A 17,604-nucleotide genomic window follows, 5' to 3' on the forward strand; every position below is an offset into this window, starting at 1 on the left:
CCCACAGTGGATTTGCATGCACCTAGTACCTGTGGGAGCCGGACTTGCCGGCGATGGGCCGCGAAGCGGCCCCGGGATCACACCGCCGGCAGTTGCATGTTCAGCCGCAGGCCCTGGCCAGTGTTTTGCGCCCACAATCGCCCGCCCTGGCGGACGATGGCATTGCGGGCAATGCTCAGGCCCAGCCCGAAGCCGCCATCGCCGGGCCGCGAACCGTCCAGGCGGGTAAAGGGCGCGAAAATGCGCTCAAGCTCGCTTTGCGCCACCCCACCGCCCTGGTCTTGCAGCCAGATCAACCAGTGATCGCCCTGACGCCGCCCGTCCAGGCGGATAACGCTCCCGGCGGGGGAATGCCGAATGGCGTTGCGCAAGATGTTCTCCAGCGCCTGGGCCAGGCTGTTGAGGTTACCCTGCACCCAGCACGAGGCCTCCAGCGCACAATGCAGTTGCGCGGCGGGCCAGCCACTTTCATAGCAGGCATCTTCGGCCAGCATGTCCCACAAGGCCTGGACCTGGATGGGCTCCTTGCTCAGCGGCGCACGCTCGGTGTCCAGCCAGGCCAGTTGCAGCGTATCTTCGACCAGCCGCTGCATGCAGTCGATCTCCCGCCCCAGGCGCTCGCGCAGGTGCTGCGCATCGGCTTCGCTGTCACAGGCCACGCGCAAACGGCTCAACGGTGTGCGCAACTCATGGGAGAGGTCACGCAACAGTTGCTGCTGCAGGGCGACCGTGCCCTGCAGGCGCTCGGCCATGTCATCGAAAGCGCGGCCCAGTTCACCCAGCTCGTCCTGCCGGCTGGTGGTGCTGCTGGCCACCCGTGCCGAGAGCTGGTCGGCGCGCCAGGCATTGGCCTGCTCGCGCAACTGGATCAGCGGCACAATCAGCATGCGGTAGAGGCCAACGCACAGCAGCAAGGTGAACAGCCCGGGGATGATGCCGTTGGTGACTACCCGCCACAGCACCCGGTACTGCCCCGGCGCCAGACGTTGCGGCAGTTCCATGACCAGGGTGCCCAGGTGCGGCTGCTCGGTAAACGGCAGGCGCATCCATGGCATGCCGATCGACCGCGGGCTCACCGGCCAGTCGATACCGCGCAGAAAGGTCAGGCGCCGGTTTTCAACCTCGTTGAGCGGCGTGCTGCTCAGGGACTGCAGGTCCGGGCCGATCACCCCGACCCAGCCGGACTCCTTGTCGCGGACTGCCGCCAGCCAGGCGTCGATACCGGCCTGCCCTCCACGCGCCCAGGCCTGCTCGGCTTCACTGGCATAGCCTTGCAACGTGCTTTTGGCCTGGTCCGAGAGGAACGCGTTCTGGGTTTCCATATGCCGGCCCCAGGTCCAGCTCAGGCCGATCATCAGCAGGCAGAAGCCGACCAGCAGGATCGCCAGTTTCCAGAACAATGAATGACGGTTGGGCACTTCAGTGCACCTCTGCGCCACTGAGCACATACCCCTTGCCCCATACCGTCCGCACTTCGCGCTCGAGATAACCGATGGCCTTGAGCTTGCGGCGAATCTGGCTGACATGCATGTCCAGGCTGCGATCATGGCGGGCATAGCCGCGCTGCAACACGTGCTGGTAAAGGAAGGCTTTGCTCAGTACCTCCTCATCGCTGCGGTGCAGGGTATCGAGCAGGCGGTATTCGCTGAGGGTCAGCCCCGCCCATTGCTTGCCGTAACAGACATCACTGGTCGTTTCATCGAAGTGCAATTTCCCGGCCTGTACCTGTGCCGGTTGGTGATGGCGTCGCTCCAGCGCCACGCGGCGCAGGATCGCCTCGATACGTACCTGCAGCTCGACCATGCTGAAGGGTTTGGGCAGGTAATCATCGGCACCGCGCTGGAAGCCGGTGATGCGGTCAGCTTCGGCCCCCAGGGCGGACATCAGGATCACCGGTGTCGAACTGTTCTGCCGCAGCTGCGCCAGCACATCCAGGCCGTTGAGGCCGGGTAGCAGGATGTCCATCAACACCACGTCAAAGCTGCCGCGCTGGGCAACCTGCAGGCCATCGCTGCCATTCTGGCACCAGGTGACCTTGAAGCCGCCGCGCTGCAGCTCCTCACGCAGGTAGGCGCCCAGGACCGGATCGTCCTCGATGGCAAGGATGTTGGACGCGCAAGTAGATACAGGAGTCATTGGCCGATGCTAGCAATTCTCAATTGCGCGATTATTGGGTATTCACTGCGCACAGGCAACCAAGGCTCGGGCAAAGCCTGGCTTATCGCTTGGAATAGACAAAAGCAGATACAAATGAGTGCATTACGCGAGTAGGCGCGGTACTTTTCCGACTTGGTCTGTCAGCAGGAGCTGGCGGGGACTTACAGCGCTTACCGCGCACAGGAGAGTGGCGTGCTGAATAGATTGGGGATCAGAAGCCGCGTGCTGTTGCTCGCCTTGTTGCCGGCCAGCCTGATGGCACTGGTGCTGGGCGGCTATTTCACCTGGTTGCAGCAGAACGAGCTGCAAACCCAACTGCTGCAACGCGGCAAGATGATTGCCGAACAACTGGCACCGCTGGTGGCGCCGGCGCTGGTACGTCACGACCCGGCGCAGCTGGAGCGCATCGCCGCCCAGGCCCTGGAGCAGTCCGATGTACGGGCCGTGGCCTTCCTCGGCCCTGATCGCAACGCCCTGGCCCACGCCGGCCCGAGCATGCTCAACCAGGCGCCCACCGGTGGCGGCACGCAACTGCTGCAACGCACCGGCAATGACGCCACCCGTTATCTGCTGCCGGTGTTCGGCCGTCACCGCGACTTGGCCGGCGAGCTGATTCCTGGCGAAGCCGATCGCCTGCTGGGTTGGGTGGAAATCGAGCTGTCCCACGACGGCACCCTGTTGCGTGGCTACCGCAGCCTGTTCACCAGCCTGCTGCTGATTCTACTGGGCCTGGCCGCCACCGCGCTGCTGGCCTTGCGCATGAGCCGCACCATCAACGGCCCGATCGGCCAGATCAAATATGCCGTCACCCAGCTCAAGGACGGCAACCTGGAAGAACGCCTGCCGCAAATGGGCAGCTACGAGCTGGACGAACTGGCGGCGGGCATCAACCGCATGGCCGAAACCCTGCACAACGCCCATGAAGAACTGCAGCACAGCATCGATCAGGCTACCGAAGACGTTCGCCAGAACCTGGAAACCATCGAGATCCAGAACATCGAGCTGGACATGGCGCGCAAGGAGGCCCTGGAGGCCAGCCGGATCAAGTCCGAGTTCCTGGCCAACATGAGCCACGAAATCCGTACGCCGCTCAACGGCATCCTCGGCTTTACCCACTTGCTGCAAAAAAGCGAACTGACCCCGCGCCAGCTCGACTACCTGGGCACCATCGAAAAGTCCGCCGGCAGCCTCTTGGGCATCATCAACGAGATCCTCGACTTCTCCAAGATCGAGGCCGGCAAGCTGGTGCTCGACAGCATTCCGTTCAACCTGCGCGACCTGATCCAGGACACCCTGACCATCCTCGCCCCGGCCGCCCACGCCAAACAGCTGGAGCTGGTCAGCCTGGTGTATCGCGATACGCCGCTGTCGCTGGTCGGTGACCCGCTACGGCTCAAGCAGATCCTCACCAACCTGGTCAGCAACGCCATCAAGTTCACCCGTGAAGGCACCATCGTCGCCCGGGCCATGCTCGAGGACGAGCGCGAAGACAGCGTGCAGTTGCGCATCAGCGTTCAGGACACCGGTATCGGCCTGTCCAACCAGGACGTGCGAGCGCTGTTCCAGGCCTTTAGCCAGGCTGACAACTCGTTGTCGCGCCAGCCCGGCGGCACCGGCCTGGGCCTGGTGATTTCCAAGCGCCTGATCGAACAGATGGGCGGCGAGATCGGCGTCGACAGCACGCCAGGCGAAGGCTCGCAGTTCTGGATCAGCCTGAGCCTGCCCAAGGCCCGTGACGATGCCGAAGACCTGCCCATGCAACCGCTGGTGGGCCGCCGGGTGGCGATTGTCGACAGCCACGAACTGGCGCGCCAGGCCCTGGAGCATCAACTGGAAGACTGCGGCCTGAGCGTCAGCCTGTTCGCTACCGTCGAACAATTGCTGCACGCGGTCGAGGCCGCCACCCTTGCCGGGCAACCCTTCGAGCTGGCGGTGCTCGGGGTCAACCTCGACAGCCTTTCGCCGGAACGCCTTGGCCAGCACATCCAGCAACTGGAGCACCTTGCCTGCCAGGCCCTGGTGCTGTGCCCGACGACCGAGCAGGCGCTCTACCATCCGTACCTGCCCAACCCCCACAGCCAGTTGCAGGCCAAGCCTGCGTGTACACGTAAATTACGCCGGGCCCTGATGGAGATGGTCCAACCGCGGCGCCCGGGCAGCGAAAGCAAGCCGGTGTCCGACCAGCCGTTGCCGAAAGTGCTGTGCGTCGACGACAACCCGGCCAACCTGCTGCTGGTGCAAACCCTGCTGGAAGACCTCGGTGCCGAAGTGCTGGCGGTCGACAGCGGCTATGCGGCGGTTCAGGCCGTGCAGGACGAGCGTTTCGACCTGGTGCTGATGGATGTGCAGATGCCCGGCATGGACGGGCGCGAATGCACCGAGCAGATCCGCCAGTGGGAAAGCAGCCAGAGCGGCGCACCCTTGCCGATCGTCGCCCTGACCGCCCACGCCATGGCCAACGAAAAACGCGCACTGCTGCACAGTGGCATGGATGACTACCTGACCAAGCCGATCAGCGAACGCCAACTGGCCCAGGTGGTGCTCAAATGGACCGGCCTGACCCTCGGCGCACCACGCCCGGAACGACTGCTGGAGCGCATCCCCGACAGCAGCGAATTGAAGGTCCTCGACCCCGAGGAGGGCCTGCGCCTGGCGGCGGGCAAACCGGACTTGGCCGCTGACATGCTGGCGATGCTGCTGGCGTCGCTGGAGTCCGACCGCGAAGCGATTCGCACCGCCCGCGAGGCAGCCGACCGCAATGGCATGATCGAGCGCGTGCACCGGCTCAATGGCGCCTCGCGCTACTGCGGCGTGCCACAACTGCGCGCGGCCTGCCAACGCAGTGAAACCTTGCTCAAGCAGGATGACCCACAAGCCCCGCAAGCCCTCGACGAACTGGACCGGGCCATTACCCGGCTCACGGCCCAGGCGCGCATGAGCGCCTGAACCCTGGCTGACCTGGGGCAAGGCTTGATCCTTGCCCCTTGGTTAAACTTTCAGGCAAAGTCTTCAGGAGGATCCCATGCGCGTACTGTTTTTCAGCAGCCAGACCTACGACCAGGACAGCTTCACCAGTGCCGCCCCCGCTCCGGGGCTGGAGCTGCACTTTCAGCCCGCACGCCTTAGCGAAGACACCGCACCGCTGGCCGCCGGCCATGAAGTGGTCTGCGCCTTCATCAACGATGACCTCGGCGCTGCCGTACTGCAACGCCTGACGGCCGCCGGCACGCGCTTGATCGCTCTGCGTTCGGCCGGCTACAACCATGTCGACCTGGCCGCCGCCAAACGCCTGGGCCTGGCCGTGGTGCGAGTACCGGCCTACTCGCCCCACGCCGTAGCCGAACATGCCGTGGCGCTGATCCTGGCACTCAACCGGCGCCTGCACCGGGCCTACAACCGCACCCGCGAGGGCGACTTCACCCTGCACGGCCTGACCGGCTTCGACCTGCACGGCAAGACCGTCGGCGTGGTCGGCACCGGGCAGATCGGCGCGGCCTTTGCGCGAATCATGGCCGGCTTCGGTTGCCAACTGCTGGCGTACGACCCCTACCCCAACCCCGAGCTGCTGGCCCTCGGCGCACGCTACCTGAGCCTGCCAGAGCTGCTGCGCCAGGCGCAGGTGATCAGCCTGCATTGCCCGCTGACCGACGACACCCGCCACCTGATCAACGCCCAGAGCCTGGCTGACCTTAAGCCTGGCGCCATGCTGATCAACACTGGCCGTGGCGCACTGGTGGACACCCCGGCATTGATCGAGGCACTGAAAAGCGGCCAACTCGGCTACCTGGGCCTGGATGTCTATGAAGAGGAAGCCCAGCTGTTCTTCGAGGACCGCTCCGACCTGCCGTTGCAGGACGACGTGCTGGCGCGGCTGCTGACCTTCCCCAATGTCATCGTCACCGCCCACCAGGCCTTCCTCACCCGCGAGGCACTGGCCGCCATTGCCGCCACCACCCTGGACAACATAACCCGCTGGGCGGCAGGCAATCCGCAGAACTTGGTCGAGGGTTGATGCTAGGATACGCGGCAGATTTGGAGGACCCATGGTCGAACACGATTTCCGCTACACCCTGTTTAACCCGCAACACACCCTGATCGAGTGCCGCGCCCTGGTGCCAGGCCGCTATCAAGTGACCGGCAACGGCGGCTCGATCCAGAAGAACGACGTTCTGCTGGTGACCCTCAAGGGCAGCAAGGACTTGTCCATGCGCCTGACCGTGGAGTCCGTGCGTCACCTGATCAACCCCACCGGCCAATGGGTCGCGGTGGCCAGCGGCCCGGTATTCGGCGAACTGGCGATCCACACCTGGGAGGTCAACTGCGACAGCTGCCAGGCGAACCTGAGCTTCGAATTCACGGTCGATGCCAAACTGGGCAAAAAGGCCCAACAACCGGCCGCCAGCGCGCGCATTGCCGAACTGGGCTGGGTCAGCCGTGGCGACAAGCACCTGTGCCCGAAATGCAAGGAGACGGCCCAGTGAAAACGCTGTTGCTCTCAGCCCTGATCGGCACGGCCCTGCTGGGTTGCGCCGCCGAGCCGATGAAGCTGGAACAGGAACGCAGCTACCTGCTGGAGTGGATTGGCGAACGTCCGCTGATGGACTACAGCCACCTGACCCTGACCCTGGCCGCCGACGGCCGCGCCTATGGCAACGCCGGCTGCAACCACTGGTTCGCGCCGTATCAGCTGGAGGGCGAGAAGTTGACCTTCGGCAAGGTCGGCAGCACCCGCAAGCTCTGCGCGCCGGCACTGATGGAGCAGGAAAAACGCTTCCTCCAGGCGCTGGAGACCGTGCAACGCTGGGACATCTCGCCGATCGAGCAGGTGCGTTTCTGGCCGGCCGAGGGCAAGCCGCTGCGTTTCTGGCCTGAGGAAGGCTGACTTAAGCGGCAAGCCACAAGCTTCAAGCAGCAAGTAAAAGCAGACTGTGCGCGGTCTTGCTCTATCTTGCAGCTTGTCGCTTGTAGCTTGAATCTGCTGTCAAGCGCCCTTGAGCGCCTCGATCTTCTGCTTCAACCCCTCAAGCGTCTGCTCGCCCATCAACTGCTCGCGCACCTTGCCCTTGTCATCGATGATGTAGGTCACCGGCAAGGCTTCGCTAGGCGGCAGCTCGTAACGCTCGGCCGGGTCGCTGGCGAGTACCGTGAAGCCGATGCCCAGCGCCTCGCTGGCCTTCTTCAGGTCTTCACCCTGCAGGCCGTCGAAGTTCACCCCGAGCACCTGCACGCCCCGCCCCTGCCATTGCTTGGCCGCCGCGTTGAGTTCGGGAATTTCCGTACGGCATGGGCCACACCATTCCGCCCAGTAGTTGAGCACCAGCCAGTGCCCTTCAATCTGCTCGGCCTTCACCGCCTGGCCGTGCTGGTCCAGGCCGTAATCCGCACCGCAACCACCGAGCAACAGGCTCGCGGTGATGGCCAGTGCTGCTGCCAAACGCCTTGTCATGGGTCAATCCTTCTCGAAGATTCAAACAAAATGCGAAGTCGCTACGGTTAGAATAGCCGCCACACCCTGCTGGATGCGACCCGAACATGACTGACCTGACCCTCTATCACAATCCGCGCTGCTCCAAATCCCGTGGCGCCCTCGAGCTGCTCGAAGCCCGCGGCCTGGCCCCGACCGTGGTGCGCTACCTGGAAACCCCGCCGACTGCCGTCGAGCTCAAGGCCCTGCTCGGCAAGCTGAACATCAGTGCACGCCAGTTGCTGCGCAGCGGTGAAGACGAGTACAAAACGCTCAACCTGGCCGACGCCAGCCTCAGCGAGGCGCAGTTGATCGACGCCATGGCCCAGCACCCCAAGCTGATCGAGCGGCCCATCCTGATTGCCGGCGATAAAGCCGTGATCGGCCGGCCACCGGAGAAGGTGCTGGAGATCCTGCCGTGAGCGCGCCGTACATCCTGATTCTGTTCTACAGTCGCCACGGCTCGACCAGCGAGATGGCCCGGCAGATTGCCCGCGGCGTCGAAATGGCCGGCCTGGAAGCGCGCATCCGCACGGTACCGGCGATTTCCACCGAGTGCGAAGCCGTCGCCCCGGACATCCCGGAAACCGGCGCCCTGTATGCCACCCTGGATGACCTGCGCCATTGCTCGGGCCTGGCCCTGGGCAGCCCGACGCGCTTTGGCAACATGGCTGCGCCGCTCAAGTACTTCATCGACGGTACCAGCAGCCTGTGGCTGAGCGGCGGCCTGGTGGGCAAGCCGGCGGCGGCGTTCACCTCCACCGCCAGCCTGCACGGCGGCCAGGAGTCGACCCTGCTGTCGATGCTGCTGCCACTGATGCACCACGGCATGCTGATCATGGGCCTGCCCTACAGCGAGTCGGCGCTGCTGGAAACCCGCGGCGGCGGCACGCCTTACGGCGCCAGCCACCATGCCGGTGCCGACGGCAAGCGTGACCTGGATGCCGACGAAATCGCCCTGTGCCGCGCCCTTGGCCAACGCCTGGCGAGCACCGCCAAACTGCTGGAGAACGGCCGTGGCTAAAAAGCCCAAGGTGCTGCCCCCAATCGAATGGCTGACACCGCGCCTGCGCCTGACCCGGGCGTTGAGCCTGGCGAGCTTTTTCGGCCTGATCGCCTTGCTGACCCTGAACAACCTGCTGTTCGCCGACCTGCACGGTGCGCGGGTCGGGGTGATCCTGGCAATCGAACTGGTGCCGCTGGCCCTGCTGCTGCCGGGCATGCTGCTGGGCAACGCCCGTGCGCATGCCTGGACCTGCTTTGTGGTCAACCTGTACTTCATCAAAGGTGTACTGGCCGCATTCGACCCGGCCCGGGCGCTGTTTGGCTGGCTGGAAGTGGCGATCAGCCTGGCGCTGTTCGTCAGTGCCCTGCTGTATGTGCGCTGGCGCTTTCAGTATGAGCGGCGGCTGGCGGGGGAAGGTTCGAACTAAGAGTTGAATTCATCGCTGGCAAGCCAGCTCCCACAGGGTTTTGTGGGAGCGGGCTTGCCAGCGATGATGGCACCACCGATCTCAGTGATTGACGGTATGCGCCAGCATCACCGACAGCTGACACAGCGGCCGCCCACTCTCGGCATGCCACTGATTGAAGGCATCCTGCACCAGGGCCAGATCGCGCTGGCTGGTCGGCGGCTTGTCGATGATGTCCTGGGCGATCAACGCCGCAGCCATGTCATTGGTAGGGATGAACGTGTCCTTGCCGCACATGCGCAAAAAACGCGGCGCCGACAGCCCGCCCAACTGGTTGCCATGCTTGGCCAGGTACTTCCACAGGCCGACGATATCGGTCACCGGCCAATCGGCGATAAACCCACCGAAACTGCCGAATTCCTTCTCGACATCGAGGATCATCTGCGCATTGCGCGGCACGCTCTTGAGCTTGCCCAAATGGCGGATGATCCGCGTGTCCTGCATCAGCCGCTCCAGGTGCTCGGCGCCCATCAGCACGACCTTTTGCGGGTCGAACGCGAAGAACACCTGCTCGAAGGCCGGCCATTTGGCGTCCACCAGGCTGTGCTTCAAACCGGCGCGAAACACCCGCAGGGCCAGGGTCGACAGGTAACGGTCGGCGCCGATCGCGCGCAACTGCTCGGGGCTTTTCGCCTGGGGCAGGTGCGCTTCGAGGGCCGCGGCCGAGCCGAAGCGGTTCAGGCAGTACTCATGCAACCATTGATAATCGCGCATGGCGGTCAGATGTTCAACACGTCGACAAACCGCGGGGTGGCGGTCTCGTCGATCTTCAGGCTGGTGAAGTCGAACAGATTGCGGTCCGCCAGTTGCGACGGCACCACGTTCTGCAGGCCACGGAAGATATTCTCGGTACGCCCCGGGGTCTTGCGCTCCCACTCCACCAGCATGTCCTTGACCACCTGGCGCTGCAGGTTTTCCTGCGAGCCGCAGAGGTTGCACGGGATGATCGGGAATTCCTTCATGTCCGAGTAGGCCTGGATGTCCTTCTCGCTGCAGTAGGCCAGCGGGCGGATCACCACGTTACGCCCGTCATCGGCACGCAGCTTGGGCGGCATGGCCTTGAGGGTGCCGTTGAAGAACATGTTGAGGAAGAAGGTTTCGACGATGTCGTCGCGGTGATGCCCCAGGGCCATCTTGGTCGCGCCGATCTCGTCGGCAAAGGTGTACAGGGTGCCGCGACGCAGGCGCGAGCACAGCGAGCAGGTGGTCTTGCCTTCCGGGATCAGCTCCTTGACCACCGAGTAGGTGTCCTTCTCGACGATGTGGTACTCGACGCCGAGGGTTTCCAGGTAAGCCGGCAACACGTGCTCGGGGAAGCCCGGCTGCTTCTGGTCCATGTTCACCGCGACGATGTCGAACTTGATCGGCGCCACTTTCTGCAGGTGCAGCAGAACATCGAGCATGGTGTAGCTGTCTTTGCCGCCGGACAGGCAGACCATGACCTTGTCACCGTCTTCGATCATGTTGAAGTCGGTGATGGCTTCGCCAGCGAGACGACGCAGGCGTTTTTGCAGTTTGTTCTGGTTGACCGAAAGGGTGCCCATAGCGCTTGGAATCCGCGAGGTGTGACAAAAGCCGAACATTTTACCCTTAAACCAACAGCGGGCGTAGGCCAATCCGATAAAGACTGCATCGTGATTAAGCAGCGCCCTGACAGCGCGATTTGCTCTAAAAAGCCGGCTTTATGCAGCGAACGCCTTTCTATACTGCGACATAAGGCCACACAAAGGTGACCTCCAACCTCTGGCCCAGACTTGGGGCCGCAGCGCTCCGCTGGGGGGCGATGGCAACAGCGATAGGAGTGACCGGCATGATCCATCACGTTGTTGGGCTATTTACCCATCCCGATCAGGAATGGAAAGAAATTCGCGGTGAAGAAGAAAGCATCAGTCACATGTACCTGACCCACACGCTGATCCTCGCCGCGATCCCGGCGATTTCGGCGTTTATCGGCACCACCCAGGTCGGCTGGGTCATCGGCGATCGCGCTCCGGTCATGCTCACCCAGGAAAGCGCGCTGTGGATGACCATCATGTCCTACCTGGCCATGCTGGGCGGCGTGGCGGTCATGGGCGCATTCATCCACTGGATGGCCCGCACCTACGACGCCAACCCCAGCCTGGCACGCTGCATCGCTTTTGCCACCTACACCGCAACGCCGCTGTTCATCGGTGGCCTGGCGGCGCTGTACCCGCACCTGTGGCTGGGTATGATCGTTGGCACCGCAGCGGTGTGCTACACGGTCTACCTGCTGTATGTCGGCTTGCCGACCTTCATGAACATTCCATCCGACGAGGGCTTCCTGTTCTCGAGTTCGGTACTGGCAGTAGGGCTGGTGGTGCTGGTCGCTATCATGGCCTTCACCGTGATTGTCTGGGGACTGGGCGTGGGGCCCGTCTATACCAACTGACGCAAACTATTAGAACAGCAACATAGGTGCACCAACCCTCAGGCCGCCGCAAGGCGGCCTGATACTGTGCGCTGACAGGTGGCTCGGCAGCGTCGCTGCGGTTGCGGCATAATCGTCGGCCAGGAGTGTTCCCCGATATGCCCGAACTGCTCAAATCCCGCGTCGAAACCTGTTACCAGCAAGCCGAAACCTTTTTCAAACGCCCCTTCCCGCGCCCCGAAGTCAGCTTCAAGCTGCGCGGACAAAAGGCTGGCGTCGCCCACCTGCACGAGAACCTGCTGCGCTTCAACCTGCAGCTGTACCGCGAAAACAGCGAAGATTTCCTCAAGCAGACGGTGCCCCACGAGGTCGCCCACCTGGTGGCGCACCAGCTGTTTGGCGACCGCATCCAGCCCCATGGCGAGGAATGGCAGCTGATCATGCGCGGCGTCTATGAACTGCCGCCCCACCGCTGCCATAACTACGCCGTCAAGCGCCGCACGATGACCCGCTATATCTACCGCTGCCCGTGCGCTGGCAGCGACTTCCCGTTCTCGGCGCAACGCCATAGCCTGGTGCGCCAGGGGCGGCGCTATCTGTGCCGGCGCTGTCGCAATACCCTGGTGTATAGCGGCGAGACCCGGGTGGAATAAAGCATCGCAGGGCACGCCCGCTCCCACCCAATCTGTGGAAGCCCCCGCAGACACAAAAAAGCCCATCCGAAGATGGGCTTTTTGCGTTACACCGCCTGCATCTTAGCGAGCAGGACCTTCAGCCACGCCCAGGTCATCCATCGGGCGGGTATCGGTCAGCGGCGAGCCACCGGAAGCCAGTTCGGCCTGCAGCTTGTCTTCGTCCAGCTCATTGACCCACTTGGCCACGACCACGGTGGCCACGGCATTGCCGATCAGGTTGGTCAGGGCACGGGCTTCGGACATGAAGCGGTCGATGCCGAGGATCAGCGCCAGACCGGCAACCGGCAGGTGGCCAACGGCCGACAGGGTCGCGGCAAGCACAATGAAACCACTGCCGGTAACGCCCGCAGCCCCCTTGGAAGCGACCAGCAGCACCAGCAGCAGGGTGATCTGGTGGGTGATGTCCATGGTGGTGTCGGTCGCCTGGGCGATGAACACGGCGGCCATGGTCAGGTAGATCGAGGTACCGTCGAGGTTGAACGAGTAGCCGGTCGGGATCACCAGGCCAACCACGGATTTCTTCGCCCCCAGACGCTCCATCTTGGTCAGCATGCGTGGCAGCGCCGATTCCGAAGACGAAGTACCCAGCACGATCATCAGCTCTTCACGGATGTAGCGGATCAGCTTGAGGATGCTGAAGCCGTGAGCGCGGGCGATACTGCCGAGCACCACCAGGATGAACAGCACGCAGGTGACATAGAAGCAGATCATCAGCTGGCCCAGTTGCACCAGCGAACCGACGCCGTACTGGCCGATGGTGAAGGCCATGGCACCGAAGGCACCGACCGGCGCCAGCTTCATGATCATGTTGATGATGTTGAACATGACATGGGCGAAGCGGTCGATCAGGTCCAGCAATGGCTTGCCGTAGGCACCCAGGCGATGCAGGGCGAAGCCAAAGATCACCGAGAACATCAGCACTTGCAGGATGTCGCCGTTGGCGAAGGCGCCGACCACGGTGTTGGGGATGATGTTGAGCAGGAAGCCCACGGTGGTCTGCTGCGCGCCGGCGGCGGCATAGGCAGCCACACTGCTGGCGTTCAGGGTGCTGACATCGATGTGCATGCCGGCGCCAGGCTTGACCACGTTGACCACGACCAGACCGATGATCAGGGCAATGGTCGAGACGATTTCGAAGTACAGCAGCGCGTAGCCACCGGTCTTGCCGACCGATTTCATGTTCTGCATGCCAGCGATGCCGCTGACCACGGTGCAGAAGATGATCGGGGCGATGACCATTTTGATCAGTTTGACGAACCCGTCACCCAGTGGCTTCAGGGCTACGCCGGTTTCAGGGTAGTAGTGGCCCAGCAGGATACCGATGGTGATCGCTACTAACACCTGGATATACAGCGATTTGTACAGTGGCTGACGCGTCGTCATGGCTAATTCCTCAAGGGTACCGGCTCATCCTTGCCAGGATGCGGGGTACCTAAAGCGCGAACCCTCCTGCACTGGAGGGATTTGTTGTGTCGAGCTGCCTGGCAGAACTCTGATGAGTCCATAGCAAGCCCGATGCCAAAATGCGCTTTAACGGTGCAAGCCCCGGTTTTACGGGGCTGTCATGCACAAAGAGGTTGCAGGTTGACGGGGTGGGGTTGGCGGATTTCCGCACGCTGCAGAAAAGATTCCGACAATGATGGCGATAATCCGCCTAGGGGTTGCGCTCCAGTTCAAAGCGAATCCGAAAGGCAGCACCGCCCAGCGGCGAGTCATCGAGGGTCAGGGTCGCGTCGTAGCTTTCAATGATGTCCTTGACCACCGCCAAGCCGATGCCCTGCCCCGGGTTCTGCCGGTCCAGGCGCTCGCCACGCTGGAGAATCCGCTCACGCTGGTTGGCGGGCACGCCGGGGCCGTCGTCCTCGATACACAGTACAACCTGCGCCTGGTTGGCCAGCAGGCTGATGCGAACCTGGCTCAGACACAGGCGGTAGGCGTTTTCCAGCAAGTTGCCGAGCAGTTCCAGCAAGGCCCCCTGCTCCATCGGTACCATTGCGTTCGCTGGCAGATCCACGCTGATGTGCACGTGCTTGTCGCGGTAGACCTTGGCCAGGGTGCTGCACAGGCTGTCAAGCAACGGCCGCAGTTGCACCTGGTGGCGCACCAGGCCGCTCTTGCGCAGGCTGGCGCGTTGCAGTTGGTAGTCGATCTGCTGGCTCATGCGTTCGATCTGGCTTTGCAGCACCCGTGCCTGCTCACGGTCTTCGCGGCGCTGGGCCATGCTTTCGCTGACGCCCTGAAGCACGGTGAGCGGTGTTTTCAGGCTGTGGGCCAGATCCCCCAGGGAATCACGGTAGCGGCGGCGCTGCTCGCGCTCGCTGCGCAACAGGCGGTTGAGCGAGTCGGTCAGGCGCAGCAGTTCACGTGGATGCTCGCTGCTCAAGCCTTCGCGGGCGCCGGACTCGACATCATCCAGCTCGCGGCTCATCTGCCGCAGCGAACGCAGCCCCCAGGTCAGGCCGGCCCAGAGCAGCGCCAGCAGCGCCAGCAACGCCGCGCCGAAGCCCAGGTAGAGCTTTTCGCGCAGGCCGTCGAGGGTGTGCTGGTATTCACGTACCGGCTGCAGGGCGACGATACTGAAGGCGGCGGTCTTGCCACCGAGCAGCTTGACCTCGACGTCATAGACGAAAAACTCCTCGCCGTCGTCCTGACGAATCCGTGCGAACTCGTTGCCACGCCCGTCGTAGCGCGGGGTGTAGTTGATGTTCTCGTCCGCGGTGGCTCGCGAACGCCACACCAGGTTGCCCTGGCGGTCATAGATGTAACCGAGCAGGCGGCTGTCGGGCAGGTTGAATTTTTCGTCGGGCAACAACACCGGCATCTGCAGGTTGCCGTCTTCAATGCGTGCGGCAGAGATCAACGTGGTGACGTCCGACGCCAGGCGCTGCTCGATCGACTCCTGCAAGGCCAGGCTGAAGGCCTTTTGCAAAGCCGGCAGCAAGCCAAGCATGAACAGCAGCGCCAGCACCGCGGCCGCCAGCATCAGACGCAGGCGTAGCGAACGGATCATCGGCAACGCTCGGTGAACAGGTAGCCCAGACCACGCACGGTATCGATCGGCTTGAAGCCGTTGCTGCCCTCAAGCTTGCGCCGCAAACGGCCGACCAGCACCTCGATGACGTTCGGATCGCGCTCGTCATCGTCCGGATACAGCTGCTCCATCAAGCGGTCCTTGGCCACCACCTGCTGGTGATGACGCATCAGGTATTCGAGGATGCGGTATTCATAGGCGGTCAGCGCCAGGGGCTGTTCGTCGAGGGTTGCCTGCTTGCGATTGAGGTCGAGTACCAGGGGGCCTGCGGCGATGGTCGACTGGGTAAAGCCGCTGGAGCGGCGCAGCAAGGCGTTGAGGCGGGCTTCGAGCTCTTCGAACTGGAAGGGCTTGACCACATAATCGTCGGCGCCGGCGGCCAGGCCTTCGACCTTGTCCTGCCAGTTGCCGCGAGCGGTGAGGATCAGGATCGGGAAGCTCTTGCCCTGGGACCGCAACTGGCGGATCAGGTCGAGCCCGCTCATGCCCGGCAGGCCCAGGTCGATCACCGCCAGGTCATGGTTGAACTGCTCGGCCTGGTACAGGGCCTCCTCGGCATTGGCCACCGCTTCGACCACATGCCCGCTTTCCGTCAAGCGGCTGTACAAGTGATGACGCAGAAGTGCTTCATCCTCGACCACCAGCAGTTTCATACGCTCCTCCAGACCCGTGCCGGCCTTCATTGGCCAGTCAATTTGTAGACCGAATGCAGAATAACAGCGAACCGGCCGTGCGCATGCAGGCCGGTTCGGACATCGCCAGGCGACTTAGAACGCGTAGTTGGCCGACAGGTAGGTCTGGGCGCTGCTGTTCAGGCGCAGGCTGCCGACTTTCGGGCCGTCATGCTCGGACAGTTCGGTGCTGGCATTGCTGCGCAGGTAACGGTAGCCCAGTTCCACCGAAGCATTGTCGGTGACTTGCTGCAGCAGGCCGGCTTGCAGGCCGATGGCGTAGCCGGTGTCGGTGTCGCGGCTGTAGCCGGAGGACTCCATGCTCATCTTGGTCAGGCCGGCGCTGGCGCCACCGAACAGCTTGGTGGTGCTGCCCAGCGGGTAGAACAGGTCGTAGCTGCCCAGCAGGTTTTCCTGACGCACTTTCAGGCCGCTGTGGTCGTTGGAGACGTTGTCGTAGGTGAGGTAGTAGCGGCCCTGGTCGTTCATCTGGCCGACGCGGATGCCGTAGGTGCTGTCCTTGCTGATGATGCCGTCGGTGTTCAGGTGATCCGTGTTGCGGCTCAGCAGGCCGGATTTTTTGATCTTGTCGCTGGTCTGACCATAAGTGACGCCAGCGAAAGTGGTGTCAGCGGCCTGGGCGGCGGCGCTGGCGCCAAGGAAAGCAACGGTGAGCAGCAGGGTGTTGAGCTTTTTCATCGTGTGGTACTCCAGGTGATGCACTGTGTTGGTGTGGAAGCTAGAGTAAGCAAGCCGTCCTGAACCGCCGCTGAACCCTGGCTGAACCTCGGCTGAACAGCTGCACCGATTGCAAAAAACCGACTGCACGAGCCGCCCGAAAAAAAAAAAGGAGTACCGACCATGCGTTGTCTGCTCGCTCTGGCCCTGATCGGCGCCGCCAGCCTGGCCCAGGCTGCAGTGCAAACCCGTGAGATTCCCTACCAGGACGCCGACGGCAAGCGCCTGGTCGGCTATTACGCCTACGACGACGCCGCCAAGGGCAAGCGCCCGGGCGTGGTCGTGGTGCATGAACTGTGGGGGCTCAACGACTATGCCAAGCGCCGCGCCCGCGACCTCGCCGGCCTCGGTTACAGCGCCCTGGCCATCGACATGTATGGCGACGGCAAGAACAGCGAGCACCCGGCCGAAGCCAAGGCATTCATGGCCGCTGCGCTGAAAAACCCGAACACTGCAGCCCAGCGCTTTGATGCCGGGGTTGAACTGCTGAAGATCCAGCCACAGACCGATACCAAGCGGATCGCCGCCATTGGCTACTGCTTTGGCGGCAAGGTGGTGCTCGATGCCGCGCGCCGCGGTGAGCCACTGGCCGGGGTGGCCAGCTTCCACGGTGCGCTGGTCACCAATGCGCCAGCAACGCCGGGCAGCGTCAAGGCCAAGGTGCTGGTAGAGCATGGCGCCAGCGACAGCATGGTGACGCCGGAGCAGGTGGAAAAATTCAAGGAAGAAATGGACGCGGCCGGGGCGAGCTATGAGTTCGTCAGTATTCCCGGGGCCAAGCATGGCTTTACCAACCCCGATGCCGACCGCCTGAGCCACGGCGGGCATGGTGGGCCTGATATTGGCTACAACAAGTCGGCGGATGAGAGCTCCTGGGCGGATTTGCAGGCGTTCTTCAAAAAGATCTTCACTAAAGGTTAACCCCTGTAGGAGCGGGCTTGCCCCGCGATAGCGGTGTGTCTGTTACACCGCAATCGCGGGGCAAGC

General features: G+C 63.2%; 19 protein-coding genes. 10 read left to right on the top strand and 9 right to left on the bottom strand.

The features are described from left to right. Positions 1-77: 77 nt before the first annotated feature. On the bottom strand, positions 78-1,448 hold the full coding sequence (locus tag KHO53_RS03905) for a sensor histidine kinase (RefSeq protein WP_159389045.1): 1,371 nt from the start codon (positions 1,446-1,448) through the stop codon (positions 78-80). Continuing rightward, positions 1,420-2,136: a response regulator transcription factor gene (locus KHO53_RS03910; protein WP_036996594.1), complete on the bottom strand. Its 717-nt coding sequence runs from the start codon at positions 2,134-2,136 to the stop codon at positions 1,420-1,422. Before KHO53_RS03910 ends, KHO53_RS03905 begins: the two co-directional genes overlap by 29 nt. A gap of 213 nt (positions 2,137-2,349) precedes the next feature. Between KHO53_RS03910 and KHO53_RS03915 the strand changes: the two genes are divergently transcribed. From KHO53_RS03915 to KHO53_RS03930, 4 genes are all read left to right on the top strand, one after another. Then, positions 2,350-5,103, top strand: a complete 2,754-nt coding sequence (locus KHO53_RS03915) for a response regulator (RefSeq protein ID WP_026001148.1) — start codon at positions 2,350-2,352, stop codon at positions 5,101-5,103. A gap of 76 nt (positions 5,104-5,179) precedes the next feature. Next, the gene (locus KHO53_RS03920; RefSeq protein ID WP_213570011.1) at positions 5,180-6,169 is read left to right on the top strand and encodes a 2-hydroxyacid dehydrogenase; all 990 of its coding nucleotides are present in this window, start codon (positions 5,180-5,182) and stop codon (positions 6,167-6,169) included. A 31-nt stretch (positions 6,170-6,200) separates the two neighbouring features. Continuing rightward, positions 6,201-6,638, top strand: a complete 438-nt coding sequence (locus tag KHO53_RS03925; protein WP_213570012.1) for a hypothetical protein — start codon at positions 6,201-6,203, stop codon at positions 6,636-6,638. Continuing rightward, entirely contained in the window at positions 6,635-7,039 is a 405-nt protein-coding gene (locus tag KHO53_RS03930; protein ID WP_010220376.1) for an META domain-containing protein, read from the top strand. The genes KHO53_RS03925 and KHO53_RS03930 overlap by 4 nt, the downstream gene beginning before the upstream one ends. Positions 7,040-7,138: 99 nt before the next feature. Here the strand turns inward: KHO53_RS03930 and KHO53_RS03935 are convergent, their stop codons facing one another. Continuing rightward, positions 7,139-7,603 (bottom strand): TlpA disulfide reductase family protein, encoded by a 465-nt coding sequence (locus tag KHO53_RS03935; protein WP_036996596.1) that lies wholly within the window; start codon positions 7,601-7,603, stop codon positions 7,139-7,141. Positions 7,604-7,689: 86 nt separating this feature from the next. Between KHO53_RS03935 and arsC the strand changes: the two genes are divergently transcribed. The 3 genes from arsC to KHO53_RS03950 are packed head-to-tail and all read left to right on the top strand — an operon-like array spanning position 7,690 to position 9,054. Continuing rightward, positions 7,690-8,043: an arsenate reductase (glutaredoxin) gene (gene arsC / locus KHO53_RS03940; RefSeq protein ID WP_010220378.1), complete on the top strand. Its 354-nt coding sequence runs from the start codon at positions 7,690-7,692 to the stop codon at positions 8,041-8,043. Continuing rightward, positions 8,040-8,645, top strand: coding sequence for an NAD(P)H:quinone oxidoreductase (gene wrbA, locus KHO53_RS03945; RefSeq protein ID WP_010220380.1), 606 nt, complete (start codon positions 8,040-8,042; stop codon positions 8,643-8,645). Before arsC ends, wrbA begins: the two co-directional genes overlap by 4 nt. Further along, complete coding sequence (locus tag KHO53_RS03950; RefSeq protein ID WP_010220381.1) at positions 8,638-9,054, top strand: DUF2069 domain-containing protein; 417 nt, start codon at positions 8,638-8,640, stop codon at positions 9,052-9,054. Before wrbA ends, KHO53_RS03950 begins: the two co-directional genes overlap by 8 nt. A gap of 81 nt (positions 9,055-9,135) precedes the next feature. Here KHO53_RS03950 and KHO53_RS03955 read toward each other — a convergent pair whose 3' ends face one another. Both KHO53_RS03955 and ttcA read right to left on the bottom strand, forming a co-directional pair. Next, on the bottom strand, positions 9,136-9,807 hold the full coding sequence (locus KHO53_RS03955) for a DNA-3-methyladenine glycosylase I (protein WP_010220383.1): 672 nt from the start codon (positions 9,805-9,807) through the stop codon (positions 9,136-9,138). A 5-nt stretch (positions 9,808-9,812) separates the two neighbouring features. Next, on the bottom strand, positions 9,813-10,637 hold the full coding sequence (gene ttcA, locus KHO53_RS03960; protein WP_010220385.1) for a tRNA 2-thiocytidine(32) synthetase TtcA: 825 nt from the start codon (positions 10,635-10,637) through the stop codon (positions 9,813-9,815). A 266-nt stretch (positions 10,638-10,903) separates the two neighbouring features. On the opposite strand from ttcA, the gene KHO53_RS03965 reads away from it, so the two are divergent. Next, positions 10,904-11,503: a Yip1 family protein gene (locus KHO53_RS03965; protein ID WP_010220386.1), complete on the top strand. Its 600-nt coding sequence runs from the start codon at positions 10,904-10,906 to the stop codon at positions 11,501-11,503. Between the two features lie 137 nt (positions 11,504-11,640). Beyond that, positions 11,641-12,135, top strand: a complete 495-nt coding sequence (locus KHO53_RS03970) for a SprT family zinc-dependent metalloprotease (RefSeq protein WP_213570013.1) — start codon at positions 11,641-11,643, stop codon at positions 12,133-12,135. Positions 12,136-12,237: 102 nt separating this feature from the next. Here the strand turns inward: KHO53_RS03970 and KHO53_RS03975 are convergent, their stop codons facing one another. The 4 genes from KHO53_RS03975 to KHO53_RS03990 form a co-directional block, all read right to left on the bottom strand. Continuing rightward, the gene (locus KHO53_RS03975) at positions 12,238-13,560 is read right to left on the bottom strand and encodes a dicarboxylate/amino acid:cation symporter (RefSeq protein ID WP_010220388.1); all 1,323 of its coding nucleotides are present in this window, start codon (positions 13,558-13,560) and stop codon (positions 12,238-12,240) included. 271 nt (positions 13,561-13,831) lie between these two features. Further along, the gene (locus KHO53_RS03980) at positions 13,832-15,187 is read right to left on the bottom strand and encodes an ATP-binding protein (protein WP_036996598.1); all 1,356 of its coding nucleotides are present in this window, start codon (positions 15,185-15,187) and stop codon (positions 13,832-13,834) included. After that, positions 15,184-15,861 (bottom strand): response regulator, encoded by a 678-nt coding sequence (locus tag KHO53_RS03985; protein ID WP_010220390.1) that lies wholly within the window; start codon positions 15,859-15,861, stop codon positions 15,184-15,186. The genes KHO53_RS03980 and KHO53_RS03985 overlap by 4 nt, the downstream gene beginning before the upstream one ends. A gap of 114 nt (positions 15,862-15,975) precedes the next feature. Beyond that, a complete protein-coding gene (locus KHO53_RS03990; RefSeq protein ID WP_010220391.1) occupies positions 15,976-16,578 on the bottom strand; it encodes an outer membrane protein in 603 nt (200 codons plus the stop codon). A gap of 162 nt (positions 16,579-16,740) precedes the next feature. On the opposite strand from KHO53_RS03990, the gene KHO53_RS03995 reads away from it, so the two are divergent. After that, on the top strand, positions 16,741-17,538 hold the full coding sequence (locus tag KHO53_RS03995) for a dienelactone hydrolase family protein (RefSeq protein WP_010220393.1): 798 nt from the start codon (positions 16,741-16,743) through the stop codon (positions 17,536-17,538). Positions 17,539-17,604: the final 66 nt, after the last annotated feature.

The organism is Pseudomonas sp. RC2C2 (assembly GCF_018390435.1).
Taxonomy (GTDB): Bacteria; Pseudomonadota; Gammaproteobacteria; order Pseudomonadales; family Pseudomonadaceae; genus Aquipseudomonas; species Aquipseudomonas donghuensis.